We start from the raw sequence: 13,854 nt of genomic DNA, 5'->3' as shown, positions 1-13,854 counted from the left end.
GCCTCACGCCCGACTTCCTAGCGCATGACCCCGAAATCGACTTCGATTTCGGAAAGGGATCATGCGCAGAATCAAAGTGCTACAGCGTCCTTTGCGCGTCCGAAGGACGCGCGGCGCTGTAGCGTCCGAGGAGACCAACCGATGCCTGAGCCCCGACGATCGACGATCGATGCCGGAGAGGTGGAACGCTTTTCCGCCCTTGCCGCCGAATGGTGGAACCCGAACGGCAAGTTTCGTCCGCTGCACAAATTCAATCCGGTCCGGCTTTCCTATATCCGCGACCAGATCGCGGCGCGCTTCGGCCGCGACCCACGGGCGGCGCGGCCGTTCGAGGGCCTGCGCATCCTCGACATCGGCTGCGGCGGTGGCCTTTTGTGCGAGCCGATGGCGCGGCTCGGTGCCGAGGTGGTCGGAGCGGACGCGTCCGAAACAAACATCGAAGTGGCGAAACTGCATGCCGCCGAGGGCAATGTCAGCGTCGACTATCGTGCCACGACGGCGGAAGATCTCGCCGAGGCCGGTGAAAAATTCGATGTCATCCTCAACATGGAAGTGGTCGAACATGTCGCCGATATCGACCTGTTCGTCGCCAAATGCGGCGAGATGGTCAAACCCGGCGGCATCATGTTCGTGGCCACTATCAACCGCACGCTCAAGGCGCTCGGCCTCGCCATCATCGGCGCCGAATATGTGTTGCGCTGGCTGCCGCGCGGCACCCACCAATTCGGCAAGCTGGTGCGCCCGGAAGAGCTGGAAAAGGCGCTGCGCGGCGCCGGCCTGACCATCATCGACCGCACCGGCGTCTCCTACAATCCGCTTGCCGATCGCTGGGCGCGGTCGAAGGACATGGACGTCAACTACATGGTGCTGGCGGAAAAGGGATCGGTCTGAACAGCCAATCCTCAGCCAGCCGGGGCCGGAGCCCGGCGTTGATGCTGACGGCAGTGCGACGTGAGCCTCGAAGCCTTCAGGCTTTCTGGCTCTGCGCCTTGGTGGTGATGAACACGCCCACGGTGATGATGACGGCGCCGACCCAGGTCAGCAGTTGATAGTGTTCACCAAGGAAGATCGTGCCGGCAAACAGTCCCACCGCTGCCGCGACATAGCCGATCTGGCTGAGATAGACCGGACCGCCAACCGCCTGCAGCCGGAAGAAGAAAGCAAACATCGCCGATGCCGAGGCCATCTGCGCCACGACGATGAGCGGCACGGCGCCAAGCTGGACGAAGGCCTTGCCTCCGAGCAAGGTCAGGATGCCGACGAGCAGCATCGCCGCGGACGCCAGATGGCTGCCGACCGCGAGTTCGATCGGACCGGTTCCTTCCGGCCAGTCGATGGTGCGGTAGATGTTGCCGGCGGCAAGGCTGACCGGGATCAGCAGTCCCATCATCACCCAGAACAGATCGGCCGGCTGGCCGGCCTCGCCGCGCGTCACCGCCACCATGACGGCGCCGACGAAGCCGACGGCGATGCCTGATACGCCCAGCAGGTTGGGGCGCCGGACGCCGAGCAGGATCGAAAACACCAATGTGATCACCGGCGACAGCGTGAACATGATGCCGGTGTAGCCGGCGCCCAGATGCGGAATGGCCGAAAACATCAGGAGATTGGGGACGGCATAGGACACTGCCGCGGTGACGAAGAAATAGCGCAGTTTGTGCGGGGTGAGCCGGATGCGCTGACCACGCGCCAGGAGCACGCCCAAAAGCACGCCGCCAGCGCCGAGCGAGATGACAAAGGCCCAGACCATGGCTGGCACGCCGGCCGCCGTGGCGAGCTTGCCGAAGGGCAGCGTCAGGCCCAACAGGCCGCCGGTGACAACCAGCAGGCCTAGCGCCGAATCCCAGAGATATTTCATGATGGAATCCTATGGGTGGCACAGCCTCTTGGCCGGCGTTGAATACTGAGATAAGATAATGGAAAGATTCTTAACGTCAAGATACATTATGGTGAGATAGATGGACCGCGCTGGGAAAGCCATCGAGCAATGGCAGCGGGAACGGCCGGACCTGGATGTATCGCCGATGGCCGTGATCGGGCGTCTGAATGAGGTCTCCTCGCTGATAGCACGCGATCGTCTCGCCCCGCTGTTCGCCCGTTTCGGACTGCAGGCGGGAGAGTTCGATGTATTGGCGACGCTGCGCCGCTCCGGCTCGCCTTACGCGCTGACGCCGACCGCTCTCTATGAAGCGACGATGGTGACATCAGGCGCCATGACCAACCGGCTCGACCGGTTGGAAAAGGCCGGATTGATCCTGCGTGCACCGCACCCCAACGATCGGCGCGGCATCGTCGTGCGGCTGACCGAAAAGGGGCTCGCCTTGATCGACGAGGCCGTTGCGGCCCATGTGGCGAACGAGCATGAGATCCTGTCCGGCCTGACACAGACCGAACGGGAAACGCTTTCGCACCTGCTGGAAAAGTTGATCGGCAGCGTGAGCTGATCGCTCAGTTCCGGTCGTCCGGAAACACCGGGATCGGCATGAACTCGACGCCATCCTCGGCCAGGCCCTTGGCCTCCTCCAGCGTCGCCTCGCCATAGATGCCGCGCGCATCGGTTTCGCCGAAATGGATCTTGCGCGCTTCCTCGGCGAACTTGTCGCCGACATAGTCGGCGTTTTCGCGCACCTTCTCGGCCATCGCCTTCAGCTGCGCCAGCGCCTGCTTCTGCGCCTCGCCCATGGCAAGCGCTATGGTTTCCTGCTTGCGGGCCGTGGAAACGGCCGGGGCCATCAGCGCCTTCTCGACCTTGTGCGAGCCGCAGCTGGGGCAATCGACAAAACCGCGCTTCTTCTGCGTGTCGAAATCGTCATTGCTGCGAAACCAACCCTCGAACTCATGCTCGTTTTCGCAGATCAGGGAAAAGCGGATCAAGATGCGGCGCCCCTGAGACGCGGCCCCTCGCCGGTATTGATGGTGAAATCCCGCGCATTCCTGAGATTGGGGATCTTCTTGCGCGCGGCAAGCGACTGCGCCGGGTCGATCTCCGCGACAATCACCGCTGGCTCGTCATGCGCGGCTTCGGCGATGATGCGGCCCCACGGATCGACGATCAGCGAATGCCCATAGGTCTCGCGGCCGTCCTCGTGCAGGCCGCCTTGCGCGGCGGCGACGACATAGGCGCCGTTCTCAATGGCGCGTGCCCTGAGCAGCACATGCCAATGCGCTTCGCCGGTCTGGCGGGTGAAGGCCGCGGGCACGGTCAGCACCTCGGCGCCGGCCATCGCTTCGGCACGGAACAATTGCGGAAAACGCAGGTCGTAACAGACGGCAAAGCCTAGTTTCGCATCGTTGATCGGGATAACGACGGCTTCGGTCCCCGGCTCATAGGCGGCGGATTCGCGCCAGCTTTCGCCGTTATCGAGGTCGACGTCGAACATGTGGATCTTGTCGTAGGTGGCGAGCGTCGCGCCATCGGGTCCGAACAGGAGCGCGCGGTTGGCGAGCTTGCCGTCGGCGCGCAGTATGGCGGTCGAGCCAACGTGCAGGAAGATGCCAAGCTCACTGGCGAGCTTCCGCGCGGTTGCGACAACGATGTCCTTGTCCTGCGAGGTGAAGGAGGCGGCACGCGCTTCCTTGTCGCGGATCAGCGCGCCGGTCATCTCCGGCGTCTGGATATAGATCGCGCCCTGGCCCGCGGCCTCGCGCACCAGCCGCTCCATATCGGTCGCATTGCGCTCGGGGCTCTCGCCTGAACGCATCTGCACTGCCGCCGCCTTGAAAACACCCGCCGTCTTGAAAACACCCATTGTCATACCCTCAAATCGACGAGCCGTTGGCGAGCAGTTTGTCCAGTCGGCCTTCTGCCTCCAGATCATGGAGGTCGTCGCAGCCACCGACATGTGTGTCACCTATGAAAATCTGCGGAAAGGTCGTGCGCCCGTGCGCTCGCGACATCATCTCCTGGCGCAGTTCCGGGGAGAAGGAAGCGTCGTGCTCGGTATAGGCGACGCCTTTGCGCTCCAGCAACCGCTTGGCCGCCGTGCAGTAGCCGCACATCATGCGCGTATAGATCGTGACATCGACCATGACGAGTTCCGCTTCCGTTGCCGACTTATATAGTCACGGACTCGTCCGCCCGGAAGTCCCCCGGCAACACGCGGGCAAAGGTCAGCACGTCGACGGCGGCCGCACCTCCCCTTTTCAGCGCCTTGGTGGCGGCACGCACGGTGGCGCCGGTGGTGTAGACATCGTCGATCAGAAGCACCCTGCGGCCGGCAATCTCGATCTCGGCCTCTGCCGGCACGCGAAAGGCGGCGCGTACGTTTTCCTCGCGCTCCTGCCGCTCCAGTCCGACCTGCTGGCGGGTGAGTTTCACGCGCCGCATGGCGGAGGGCGCGAAAGACAGCCCGCTGAGCTCGCAAACCGCGCGCGCCAGTTCCGCCGACTGGTTGAACCGCCGCCTGAAGAAACGGCGCCAATGCAGCGGCACCGGCACCACCACATCCGCGTCGGCGATGAGCTCGGCGCCCACACGGACCATCCAGCGCGCCATCCAGGGTGCGAGATCCGTGCGGTCCTGGTATTTCAGCCCTTGCACCATCTGGCGGGCAACGCCGGAGTAGACGACCGCGGCCCGTGCCCGTTCGAAGGGAGGCGGATCCGCGATAGCCTCCGCCGACAGAAAACCATCGCCCATGTGATGGGTGAACGGCGTGCCCATCACCGGACACCAGGGCCGCTCCAGCAGCCGCAGCTTCGGCCAGCAGTCGCCGCACAACACACCGGGCTGCGAGACCTGCCGGCGGCAGCCGGCGCAGACCGGCGGAAACAGGATGCGCGCCGGCCAGCCCAGAGCCGACCGGGCAGCAGACCCGGCTAGCTTACCGATCTCGACGGACTTGATCTTGGGCATCGGATCGGCCACGTGATTGGTTGCTCGGCACCACCATACCAACCATATCAGGGCGCCGACATACAAGGATCAATCCCTTGCAGCCTATAATGGACACCTCTCTGTGGCTGGCGCACAAGCGGCGCGCGCTCATCCATCCGGTTGACGGCGCCGACTTCCTCATGCGCCGTGCCGCCGAGGATCTCGCCGACCGGCTGGGCGCCGTCGAGCGAAAGTTCGCCAAGGCGGCGGTGCTGTTTTGCCAGACATCGGCCGCGGCCGATGTCCTTGCGCGGAGCGGCAAGGTGGCGGATCTCGCCCGTGTCGAGACGGCCGCGGCTTTCCTGAACGGTGCCGCCGGCCTGATTGCGCCGCCGGAGACCGTCCCGTTCGAGCCGCAAAGTCTTGATCTGGTGGTATCGCTTTTGTCGCTGCAGGCGATGAACGACATCCCGGGCATGTTGATCCAGATCCGTCGCGCGCTGCGGCCGGACGGACTTTTTCTCGGCGCTTTCGCAGGCGCCGGCACGCTTGCGGAACTGCGCGAAAGCCTGCTTGCCGCCGAGACAGAGCTCTACGGCGGCGTCAGCCCTCGCGTCATCCCCTTCACCGACGTACGCGATGCCGGTGCGTTGCTGCAGCGCGCCGGTTTCGCGCTGCCGGTCGCCGACGTCGAGACGGTGACGGTGCGCTATGCCAACCCGTTTGCCCTGATGGCGGATCTGCGTGCCATGGGCGAAACCAACGCGCTGGCCGATCGCAGCCGGCGGCCGGGCACGCGCCAGCTGTTTGCCCGCGCCGCGGAAATCTACGCCGAACGCTTTTCCGACCCCGACGGTCGTATCAGGGCAAGCTTCTCGACGGTCTGGATGTCCGGCTGGGCGCCCGATGCATCGCAGCAAAAGCCGCTGAAACCCGGTTCAGCCAAGGTTTCGCTGAAGACTATACTGGAGGGACCTGATGGGCATTGACCTGTTCGCAGGCACCAGCCTCATTGCGCAAAGGCGTTGGCAAGCCTGCTGGAGTTGTCGCTGAACAGCCAGGTCAGCGAGTTGAAGACCTGGCCGATACCGCCGATGATCGTCAGCGACAGCACGGCGATAATCAGACCATATTCGACGACCGTGGCGCCGTTTTCGTCCTCCAGAAAACGCAGCAGCACTGTTTTCATGACCTCGATCCCCGTTGCGGAAACTTTACCGCGGACCTGTTAAGAAAGGTTAACGGCAAAGGCTTAACAGGCGGTGAAGTCGCCGACCGTCGGAAATGTCCTGGCCTTGTCAGCAGTCGCCACTGCTTTTGCCATCGGAACGGATAATGCAGACGCCTCCCGGATCGGCCTGCAGCACGCTGCGGCGTACCGTATAGGTGCTGCGATGGCTGATCGAACCGGTAGCCGTCATGTCCAGGCCGGGGAAACCGTCGCGGGCCGTTTGCGAACGCGCCTGGCTGTCGAGGAAAGGGGTCGCGATCAACGCCAGCGCCACGGCGGCCGATCCGAACAGCAGCGTGAGGCGCAGGACGCCCATGCCCGCATCAGCGACACGAAAGCTGCGCTCGGGCCGGATCGAATCCCAATCCCTGTCCAGGCTCATTCTATCGCTCCCCAGCGAAATGACGGCGGCCGCACGAAAAAACGGCCGTGCATCAATTTTTCATGATGAGATAAATCTTCCATTAACGCTGGCTGATATGGACGGTGGTCCAATCAAATCCTCAAAGGAGATCGATCAGGAAGGGGATCAATGGCGCATCGGCCGGCGGCATCGGATAGTCGCGCATCTGTTTGGGCCGCACCCATTTCAGCGTCTGCCCTTCCCTCGGCTGGGCGATGCCGCGGAAGCGGCGGCAGACAAAAAGCGGCATCAGCAAGTGGAAGTCGTCATAGGAATGGCTGGCGAAGGTCAACGGCGCCAGGCATGGGATATCGGTCTCGATACCGATCTCCTCCTGCAGTTCACGGATAAGGCATTGTTCCGGCGTCTCGCCGGCCTCGACCTTGCCGCCGGGAAACTCCCACAGGCCTGCGAGTTGCTTGCCTTGCGGCCGCTGCGCCAGCAGCACCCGACCATCGGCATCGACCAGCGCGCAAGCGGCGACCAGAAGCAGGCGCTTGCCGCTGGATTGCACATCATTCATGCCCGATTTCACCCATGAACAGCGGGCCGGCGGTAGTGGTAGCGATAGACTTCCTCGAAGCCGAGCGCGCGGTAGAGCGCCAGCGCCGGCGCGTTGCCAGCCTCGACCTGCAGCCAGGCTTCCCGTGCGCCGCGCAGCCTCGCCCATTTCAGCGCCGACAGGATCAGGTTGCGGCCGTGGCCCTTGTTGCGCGCCGCCTTGTCGGTAGCGACCTCGAACAGGCCGGCCAGATCGCCGTCATGCACGCAGATCAGCGTCGCCAGCGGCTCCGTCCCATCCTCGAGTGCGAACAGCCCGGCTTCAGGCTGGATAGCGCCGATGATCTCCGACAGGCCCGGCCGCAGCGACACGTCCGAGCCGCTGACCTTGAGCAATGCGCCGATGAAGCGGCTGATGTCCTTGAGCGGGATCTGGTCCATGGCGGCGTCGAGCTGCGCGTCGGCCAGCGGCAGCCGCATGACCAGCGATTCGTCGAACCGACTCCAGCCCTCCTTGTCGAGATGACTGGCAAGATCGGGACCCGACAATGGCGACATGCGGAACGTCAGCGGCCGGCCGTACGCGTCGAAACGGCGGCTCGCGCGGCCGATGCGGTCGGCGATGTGCTGGATGTCGCCGGGATCGAGCGGATTGACCGAGTTCAGCCGCTTGGCCGGATGACCGGCGGTCAGGCGCACCACCCAGGTGCCGTCATAGTGGACGGCGGCCGCGGGCCAGGCGCGAAAGCCGGCCGCCTCATAGCGGCGCACGGTCGCGAGCATGCTTGCGGGATGACGCGAAACCAAGGCGATCAGCTCCGGTAGTCGCCATTGATGGCGACATATTCCTTGGTGAGATCGCAGGTCCACACTGTCGCCTTGCCGCGGCCGATGCCGATATCGGCGCGGATGCGAATGTCGTCGCGCTTCATATAGGCCGAGGTCTTTTCTTCCGAATAGCTGGGGTCGCGCTCACCCTCATGCGCCAGCCTGTTGTCGCCGAACCAGATCGACAGCCGGTCGCGATCCGCGGGCTCGCCGGCCTTGCCGACGGCCATGACGACGCGGCCCCAATTGGCGTCCTCGCCGGCGACCGCCGTCTTGACCAGCGGCGAATTGGCGATCGACAGCGCGATGCGTTTGGCCGAGCGGGCCGACTTGGCCCCGGTGACGGTGACCTCGACCTGCTTGCGGGCGCCCTCGCCGTCGCGCACCACCTGCAACGCCAGCGACTTCAGCACCTTGCCGAGCGCCCGGCGGAACTGGCCAAGGCGGGCGTCCCTGGGATCGGTGATCTCGGGCGCGCCGCGCTTTGCCGCCTTGCCGGTGGCAAACAACAGCAGCGTGTCGCTGGTCGAGGTATCGCTGTCGACGGTGACAGCATTGAACGTCTTGGCCGTGCCGCGCGACAACAGGTCCTGCAGGACAGGAGCCGCGATCGGCGCGTCGGTGGCGATGAAGGACAGCATCGTCGCCATGTCGGGCGCGATCATGCCGGCGCCCTTGGAAATGCCATTGATGGTCACATCGGCGTCGCCGAGCTTGACCGTCGCCGTCGCCACTTTCGGATACGTATCCGTGGTCATGATGGCCTTTGCCGCCTCTGTCCACAGGTCCGGCTTGCCGTCGCTGACCAGCCCGGCGAGCAGATGGCTGAACTTGGCCGTGTCGAGCGGTTCGCCAATGACGCCGGTCGAGGCCAGGAAAACCTCGCCTGCCGTGCAGCCCGCGGCCTTCGCCGCCGCTTCGCCCGTCAGAGCGGTGGATTCGCGGCCCTTCTGCCCGGTGAAGGCGTTGGCGTTGCCGGAATTGACGACCAGCACCCGCGCCTTGCCCGAGCCAAGGTTCTGGCGGCAGAAATCAACCGGCGCCGAGGGACATTTCGACCTGGTGAACACGCCGGCGACCGCGGTGCCTGCATCGAACACCATGGCCAGCAGGTCGGTGCGGCCCTTGTACTTTATCCCTGCTTCGGCGGTGGCGATGCGCACCCCTTCGATTTCTGGCATTTTGGGGTATTTCTTCGGCGCAAGCGGGGAAATCGTCGTGGACATTCAGACCTCGGGCGGGAAAATCGCAAGGGAAGGCCGGTTTGCCCGATACGGCGAGCCGGTGCAAGCGCGTTTTCGTCGCTCCCGCGGAGGGCAAACCCGTTCAGGATCAAGCTTGCATTTCAAATCTGTTGGCGTCGCCGGGGTCCGTGGCGCTATGATCTTCCACATTGGGCAGGCGGGATCACTTATCATTGCCAGCGAATTGAAACGAGGACGAAAAGCATGGCCGAGGAGGCGGATACGGCGCGCAGATCGATCGGTGCGCGGCGCAATCCCGACAGCGCGGACGCCATCCTGGAGGCGGCCGAGGCAGTGCTGGTCGAAGGCGGCTATGCCGGCTTCTCGATCGAGGCCGTGGCGCGCCGCGCGCGCGCCGGCAAGCCGACCATCTATCGCTGGTGGCCAAGCAAGGCGGCATTGCTGCTCGAAGTCTATCAGCGCCAGAAACGCGTCGACATCCCAGACAGCGGAAGCTTGGAAGAAGACCTCGTCGGCTTCCTGAAAAACCTGTTCGCGCATTGGCGCGACACGCCTTCGGGCAGCGTGTACAGGTCGCTGATTGCCGAGGCGCAATCGGACGAGACCGCCGGCGCGGCGCTCGCCGGCTATGCCACGGGGCGCCGGACTCACAACAGCCAGATCGTGGACCGCGCCAAGGCAAGGGGTGAAATTGCCGACGATATCGATTCAGAGGTGGTCGCCGATCTGATCGGGTCCTTCGCCTGGAAGCATCTTTTGACCAACCGCCTCGACGTGAATGAAGCCACGATACGAACCGCTGTTGGCTATGTCACGCGAGGCATCGTCACGCCCAGGCGCTAAAAAACGGCAAAAAAATAGGCGCGGCGAGCAATCACTCGCCGCGCCTTCGCGATTGCGTCCTACTTGGCGCTTTCCAGCGTGTCGACGGCCTTCTTCAGATTGGCGTCGGGGATCTCGACCTTGGCGCCAGCGCGAAGCGACTTGACCAGCGCGAAATACTTGTCGCGGATGACCGCCTGCTTGGCCTGGTCCTTGACGTCGTCGAAGGCCGGCGGCTGCTTGGCGCGCTTGTCCTCGAGCTTGATGACATGCCAGCCGAACTGCGTCTGCACCGGCTCCTTGGTGTATTTGCCGACCTCGAGCGCGAAGGCCGCCTTGTCGAACTCCGGCACCATCTGGCCAAGTCCGAACCAGCCGAGATCGCCGCCATTGGACTTGCCCGAGGGATCGCTGGTGTGCTCGTTGGCGAGCTTCTGGAAATCACCGCCGCCGTCGAGCTGCTTGATGATCGCCTCGGCCTCTTCCTTCGTCTTCACGAGGATGTGACGGGCATGCACCTCGTTGACCGGCGGCGTGTTGGCGATTTCCTGGTCGTAGCGGGCGCGAACCTCGGCGTCGGTGACCTTGTCGACCACACCCTTCTCGACCATCTCGCCATGCAGCGCGCGCTGCTGCAGGAAAGCCATGCGGCGCTGGAAGTCAGGATCCTTGTCGAGACCGTCGGTGACGGCCTTGGCCGCCATGACGCGGATTTCGATGGCCGCCGAAAGTGCCGCGGCGCGGCGCTGCTCGGGCGGCAACTGCGCGAACTGCTGCGACAGCTCGCCTTCGGCAAGCACCAGATCGGCTTCGGTCAAGGGCTGGCCGTTGACGGTGGCGATCACCGTATTCGGGTCGACTGGCGCCGCGGCCGGGGCAGCCGCATCCGCCGGCGCGGCGGGGGCGGCCGGAGCGGGAGCGGTCTCCTGCGCCGTGACAGGCGACAGGCAAAGAGCCGACAGGCCGAGGGCCAGGCCAAGACTGGCAAGCGACGCACGGCTGAACAACAAGGACATAAGGATGACTCCGGTCAGGGATTGTAGGGAGGGTGGCTTCCAGATCAGCCAGATTGTGGCGGAATTTGGCGCGACCGGCAGGGCCAGCGCGGCGTTGACATCAGTTGAGCCCCCTCTTATCTGTCCATCGACTTGGCGTCCAGAACCGTTTTCCGGGCGCTTTTTGTGTTTGCCCGTATTCAGGCGGTGCGTTCACGTGGATGTGATGGGGCCGCCCGGCGCCTGTCTCAAGATTGAGAATTCTATCGAAAGGACCATTGGATGGTCAGTCTCGGCGGTCTCGCCCGTAAGGTTTTCGGTTCCTCCAACGACCGTCGGGTCAAATCGACCCGCCCCCGTGTCGAGGCGATCAACGCCATGGAAAACGAGATGCGGGCGCTCTCCGATGCCGAGCTTGCCGGCCGCACGGAAAAATTTCGCCAGGATATCGCCAACGGCGCCAGCCTCGACGATCTGCTGATCCCAGCCTTCGCAACCGCCCGCGAGGCCGCGCGCCGCGTGCTTGGCATGCGCCCCTTCGACGTCCAGCTGATCGGCGGCATGGTGCTGCACAATGGCGGCATCGCCGAGATGCGCACCGGCGAGGGCAAGACCCTGGTCGCGACGCTGCCGGTCTATCTCAACGCGCTCGCCGGCAACGGCGTCCATGTCGTTACCGTCAACGACTACCTCGCCACCCGCGACTCCGAATGGATGGGCCGCGTCTACAAATTCCTCGGCCTCTCGGTCGGCGTCATCGTCCATGGCCTGTCGGACGAGGAGCGTCGCGTCGCCTACGCCTCCGATGTCACCTACGCCACCAACAACGAGCTCGGCTTCGACTATCTGCGCGACAACATGAAGTACGAGCGCGCCCAGATGGTGCAGCGCGGTCACAATTACGCGATCGTCGACGAGGTCGATTCCATTCTGGTCGACGAAGCGCGCACGCCGCTGATCATTTCCGGTCCGCTCGAGGACCGTTCGGAAATGTACAACACCATCGATACCTTCATCATCCAGCTGCAGCCGCAGGATTATGAGATCGACGAGAAGCAGAAGACCTCGATCTTCACCGAGGAAGGCACCGAGAAGCTGGAGAACATGCTGCGCGATGCCGACCTGCTCAAGGGCGAGTCGCTCTACGACGTCGAGAACGTCGCCATCGTCCACCACGTCAACAACGCGCTGAAGGCGCACCGGCTGTTCCAGCGCGACAAGGACTACATCGTGCGCAACGGCGAGATCGTCATCATCGACGAGTTCACCGGCCGCATGATGCCCGGCCGCCGCTATTCGGAAGGCCTGCACCAGGCGCTGGAAGCCAAGGAGCACGTGGCGATCCAGCCGGAGAACCAGACGCTCGCTTCCGTCACCTTCCAGAACTACTTCCGCCTCTACAAGAAGCTTTCCGGCATGACCGGCACGGCGCTGACGGAAGCCGAGGAATTCGGCAACATCTACGGTCTCGAAGTCACCGAGATCCCGACCAACCTGCCGGTCATCCGCAAGGACGAGGACGACGAGGTCTACCGGACGGTCGAGGAGAAGTACAAGGCGATCGTCAGGGAGATCCGCGAAGCCAGCGCCAAGGGCCAGCCGACACTGGTCGGCACGACCTCGATCGAAAAGTCCGAGCAGTTGGCCGAGCGCCTGCGCAAGGAAGGCTTCACGGATTTCGAGGTTCTGAACGCCCGCCATCACGAGCGGGAAGCGGCAATCGTCGCCCAGGCAGGCAAGCCCGGCGCCATCACCATCGCCACCAACATGGCCGGCCGCGGTACCGACATCAAGCTTGGCGGCAATGCCGAGATGCGCATTGCCGAGGAGCTGGGCGACATGCCGGAAGGCCCCGAACGCGAAGCGCGCGAAAAGGAAATCAATGCCGACGTCGAGCGCCTGAAGGAAAAGGCGCTGGCCGCCGGCGGCCTCTACGTGCTTGCCACCGAGCGCCATGAATCGCGCCGCATCGACAATCAGCTCAGAGGCCGCTCTGGCCGCCAGGGCGACCCCGGTCGATCGAAATTCTTCCTGTCGCTGCAGGACGATCTGATGCGCATCTTCGGCTCCGAGCGCATGGACGGCATGCTGCAGAAGCTCGGCCTCAAGGAAGACGAGGCCATCATCCATCCCTGGATCAACAAGGCGCTGGAAAAGGCGCAGAAGAAGGTCGAGGCGCGCAACTTCGACATCCGCAAGAACCTGTTGAAATATGACGACGTCTCCAACGACCAGCGCAAGGTGGTGTTCGAGCAGCGCATCGAGCTGATGGACGGCGAGGGCCTTTCGGAGACCATCGGCGAGATGCGCGCGGGCGTCATCGACGAGATCGTGGCCAAGGCCATTCCCGAAAACGCCTATGCCGAACAGTGGGACGTCGCCGGCCTGAAGGCCGAGGTCGCCGAATTCCTCAATCTCGACCTGCCGATCGAGGATTGGGTCAAGGAAGAAGGCATCGCCGAGGACGACATTCGCGAGCGCATCTCTCAAGCCGCCGACGCCGCGGCAAAAGAACGCGCCGACCGTTTCGGTCCCGAGGTGATGAACTATGTCGAGCGCTCCGTGGTGCTGCAGACGCTCGACCATCTGTGGCGCGAGCACATCGTCAATCTCGACCATCTGCGTTCGGTCGTCGGCTTCCGCGGCTACGCCCAGCGCGATCCGCTGCAGGAATACAAGAGCGAGGCGTTCGAGCTCTTCCAGGCGATGCTCGGCAATCTGCGCCAGGCCGTCACCGCGCAGCTGATGCGCGTCGAACTGGTCCGCCAGGCCGCCGAAGCGCCGCCGCCGGAAGCGCCCGACATGTTCGGCACGCATATTGACGGCACCACTGGCGAGAATGATTTCGAAGGCGGCGAAACGGCCCTTCTGGTACGCCAGGAAAGCACCGCCATCGTCGCTCCCGAGGACCGCGACCCTAACAACCCCGCAACCTGGGGCAAGGTCGGCCGCAACGAAGCCTGCCCCTGCGGCTCCGGCAAGAAATACAAGCACTGCCACGGGACTTTCGCGTAAAGACCTGCAGGATCGGTGTTCCCCGGACTTCTGATCCG

General features: G+C 64.1%; 16 protein-coding genes. 5 read left to right on the top strand and 11 right to left on the bottom strand.

Features of this window, described 5'->3' with window-relative positions:
- The first annotated feature begins 141 nt into the window (after positions 1-141).
- Positions 142-891 (top strand): bifunctional 2-polyprenyl-6-hydroxyphenol methylase/3-demethylubiquinol 3-O-methyltransferase UbiG, encoded by a 750-nt coding sequence (gene ubiG, locus FJW04_RS06545; protein WP_140616869.1) that lies wholly within the window; start codon positions 142-144, stop codon positions 889-891.
- Between the two features lie 76 nt (positions 892-967).
- Here the strand turns inward: ubiG and FJW04_RS06540 are convergent, their stop codons facing one another.
- On the bottom strand, positions 968-1,858 hold the full coding sequence (locus FJW04_RS06540; RefSeq protein WP_140713103.1) for a DMT family transporter: 891 nt from the start codon (positions 1,856-1,858) through the stop codon (positions 968-970).
- A gap of 100 nt (positions 1,859-1,958) precedes the next feature.
- On the opposite strand from FJW04_RS06540, the gene FJW04_RS06535 reads away from it, so the two are divergent.
- Entirely contained in the window at positions 1,959-2,444 is a 486-nt protein-coding gene (locus FJW04_RS06535) for a MarR family transcriptional regulator (RefSeq protein WP_140713101.1), read from the top strand.
- Positions 2,445-2,448: 4 nt separating this feature from the next.
- Here FJW04_RS06535 and FJW04_RS06530 read toward each other — a convergent pair whose 3' ends face one another.
- From FJW04_RS06530 to FJW04_RS06515, 4 genes are read right to left on the bottom strand one after another with little or no spacing between them, the layout of a single operon-like run.
- A complete protein-coding gene (locus FJW04_RS06530; protein ID WP_023770735.1) occupies positions 2,449-2,874 on the bottom strand; it encodes a DUF1178 family protein in 426 nt (141 codons plus the stop codon).
- A complete protein-coding gene (locus FJW04_RS06525) occupies positions 2,871-3,749 on the bottom strand; it encodes a carbon-nitrogen hydrolase family protein (RefSeq protein WP_140713099.1) in 879 nt (292 codons plus the stop codon). Before FJW04_RS06525 ends, FJW04_RS06530 begins: the two co-directional genes overlap by 4 nt.
- 10 nt (positions 3,750-3,759) lie before the next feature.
- Positions 3,760-4,029: a glutaredoxin 3 gene (gene grxC, locus FJW04_RS06520; RefSeq protein ID WP_127280365.1), complete on the bottom strand. Its 270-nt coding sequence runs from the start codon at positions 4,027-4,029 to the stop codon at positions 3,760-3,762.
- A 25-nt stretch (positions 4,030-4,054) separates the two neighbouring features.
- The gene (locus tag FJW04_RS06515) at positions 4,055-4,867 is read right to left on the bottom strand and encodes a ComF family protein (protein WP_140713097.1); all 813 of its coding nucleotides are present in this window, start codon (positions 4,865-4,867) and stop codon (positions 4,055-4,057) included.
- Positions 4,868-4,932: 65 nt separating this feature from the next.
- Between FJW04_RS06515 and FJW04_RS06510 the strand changes: the two genes are divergently transcribed.
- Positions 4,933-5,805, top strand: coding sequence for a methyltransferase domain-containing protein (locus tag FJW04_RS06510; RefSeq protein WP_140713095.1), 873 nt, complete (start codon positions 4,933-4,935; stop codon positions 5,803-5,805).
- Between the two features lie 20 nt (positions 5,806-5,825).
- Here FJW04_RS06510 and FJW04_RS06505 read toward each other — a convergent pair whose 3' ends face one another.
- The 5 genes from FJW04_RS06505 to argJ all read right to left on the bottom strand — a co-directional run bounded on the left by FJW04_RS06505 (position 5,826) and on the right by argJ (position 9,005).
- Positions 5,826-6,005, bottom strand: a complete 180-nt coding sequence (locus tag FJW04_RS06505; protein ID WP_140616863.1) for a Flp family type IVb pilin — start codon at positions 6,003-6,005, stop codon at positions 5,826-5,828.
- 109 nt (positions 6,006-6,114) lie between these two features.
- Positions 6,115-6,429, bottom strand: coding sequence for a hypothetical protein (locus FJW04_RS06500; protein WP_140713093.1), 315 nt, complete (start codon positions 6,427-6,429; stop codon positions 6,115-6,117).
- Between the two features lie 121 nt (positions 6,430-6,550).
- Complete coding sequence (gene mutT / locus FJW04_RS06495) at positions 6,551-6,973, bottom strand: 8-oxo-dGTP diphosphatase MutT (protein WP_140713091.1); 423 nt, start codon at positions 6,971-6,973, stop codon at positions 6,551-6,553.
- Positions 6,974-6,981: 8 nt separating this feature from the next.
- Positions 6,982-7,734, bottom strand: a complete 753-nt coding sequence (locus FJW04_RS06490; protein ID WP_140616904.1) for a GNAT family N-acetyltransferase — start codon at positions 7,732-7,734, stop codon at positions 6,982-6,984.
- A 29-nt stretch (positions 7,735-7,763) separates the two neighbouring features.
- Positions 7,764-9,005, bottom strand: coding sequence for a bifunctional glutamate N-acetyltransferase/amino-acid acetyltransferase ArgJ (argJ, locus tag FJW04_RS06485; RefSeq protein WP_015315586.1), 1,242 nt, complete (start codon positions 9,003-9,005; stop codon positions 7,764-7,766).
- A 222-nt stretch (positions 9,006-9,227) separates the two neighbouring features.
- On the opposite strand from argJ, the gene FJW04_RS06480 reads away from it, so the two are divergent.
- The gene (locus FJW04_RS06480; RefSeq protein ID WP_140713089.1) at positions 9,228-9,827 is read left to right on the top strand and encodes a TetR/AcrR family transcriptional regulator; all 600 of its coding nucleotides are present in this window, start codon (positions 9,228-9,230) and stop codon (positions 9,825-9,827) included.
- A 59-nt stretch (positions 9,828-9,886) separates the two neighbouring features.
- On the opposite strand, the gene FJW04_RS06475 is transcribed toward FJW04_RS06480, so the two are convergent.
- A complete protein-coding gene (locus FJW04_RS06475) occupies positions 9,887-10,822 on the bottom strand; it encodes a peptidylprolyl isomerase (protein WP_140713087.1) in 936 nt (311 codons plus the stop codon).
- A gap of 261 nt (positions 10,823-11,083) precedes the next feature.
- Between FJW04_RS06475 and secA the strand changes: the two genes are divergently transcribed.
- Positions 11,084-13,816, top strand: coding sequence for a preprotein translocase subunit SecA (secA, locus tag FJW04_RS06470; RefSeq protein ID WP_015315583.1), 2,733 nt, complete (start codon positions 11,084-11,086; stop codon positions 13,814-13,816).
- The last annotated feature ends 38 nt before the right edge of the window (positions 13,817-13,854 follow it).

Source organism: Mesorhizobium sp. B2-7-3, assembly GCF_006440715.1.
GTDB lineage: Bacteria > Pseudomonadota > Alphaproteobacteria > Rhizobiales > Rhizobiaceae > Mesorhizobium > Mesorhizobium australicum.
Note: the sequence above shows the minus strand (reverse complement) of the source record. Positions and strands in the feature narration are given on the sequence as shown.

Bases quoted from the DNA above. Each gene is read 5' to 3' on its own strand.
- ubiG (WP_140616869.1), top strand. From the start codon at position 142: ATGCCTGAGCCCCGACGATCGACGATCGATGCCGGAGAGGTGGAACGC.
- FJW04_RS06540 (WP_140713103.1), bottom strand. From the start codon at position 1,858: ATGAAATATCTCTGGGATTCGGCGCTAGGCCTGCTGGTTGTCACCGGC.
- FJW04_RS06535 (WP_140713101.1), top strand. From the start codon at position 1,959: ATGGACCGCGCTGGGAAAGCCATCGAGCAATGGCAGCGGGAACGGCCG.
- FJW04_RS06525 (WP_140713099.1), bottom strand. From the start codon at position 3,749: ATGGGTGTTTTCAAGACGGCGGGTGTTTTCAAGGCGGCGGCAGTGCAG.
- grxC (WP_127280365.1), bottom strand. From the start codon at position 4,029: ATGGTCGATGTCACGATCTATACGCGCATGATGTGCGGCTACTGCACG.
- FJW04_RS06505 (WP_140616863.1), bottom strand. From the start codon at position 6,005: ATGAAAACAGTGCTGCTGCGTTTTCTGGAGGACGAAAACGGCGCCACG.
- FJW04_RS06500 (WP_140713093.1), bottom strand. From the start codon at position 6,429: ATGAGCCTGGACAGGGATTGGGATTCGATCCGGCCCGAGCGCAGCTTT.
- mutT (WP_140713091.1), bottom strand. From the start codon at position 6,973: ATGAATGATGTGCAATCCAGCGGCAAGCGCCTGCTTCTGGTCGCCGCT.
- FJW04_RS06490 (WP_140616904.1), bottom strand. From the start codon at position 7,734: ATGCTCGCGACCGTGCGCCGCTATGAGGCGGCCGGCTTTCGCGCCTGG.
- argJ (WP_015315586.1), bottom strand. From the start codon at position 9,005: ATGTCCACGACGATTTCCCCGCTTGCGCCGAAGAAATACCCCAAAATG.
- FJW04_RS06480 (WP_140713089.1), top strand. From the start codon at position 9,228: ATGGCCGAGGAGGCGGATACGGCGCGCAGATCGATCGGTGCGCGGCGC.
- FJW04_RS06475 (WP_140713087.1), bottom strand. From the start codon at position 10,822: ATGTCCTTGTTGTTCAGCCGTGCGTCGCTTGCCAGTCTTGGCCTGGCC.
- secA (WP_015315583.1), top strand. From the start codon at position 11,084: ATGGTCAGTCTCGGCGGTCTCGCCCGTAAGGTTTTCGGTTCCTCCAAC.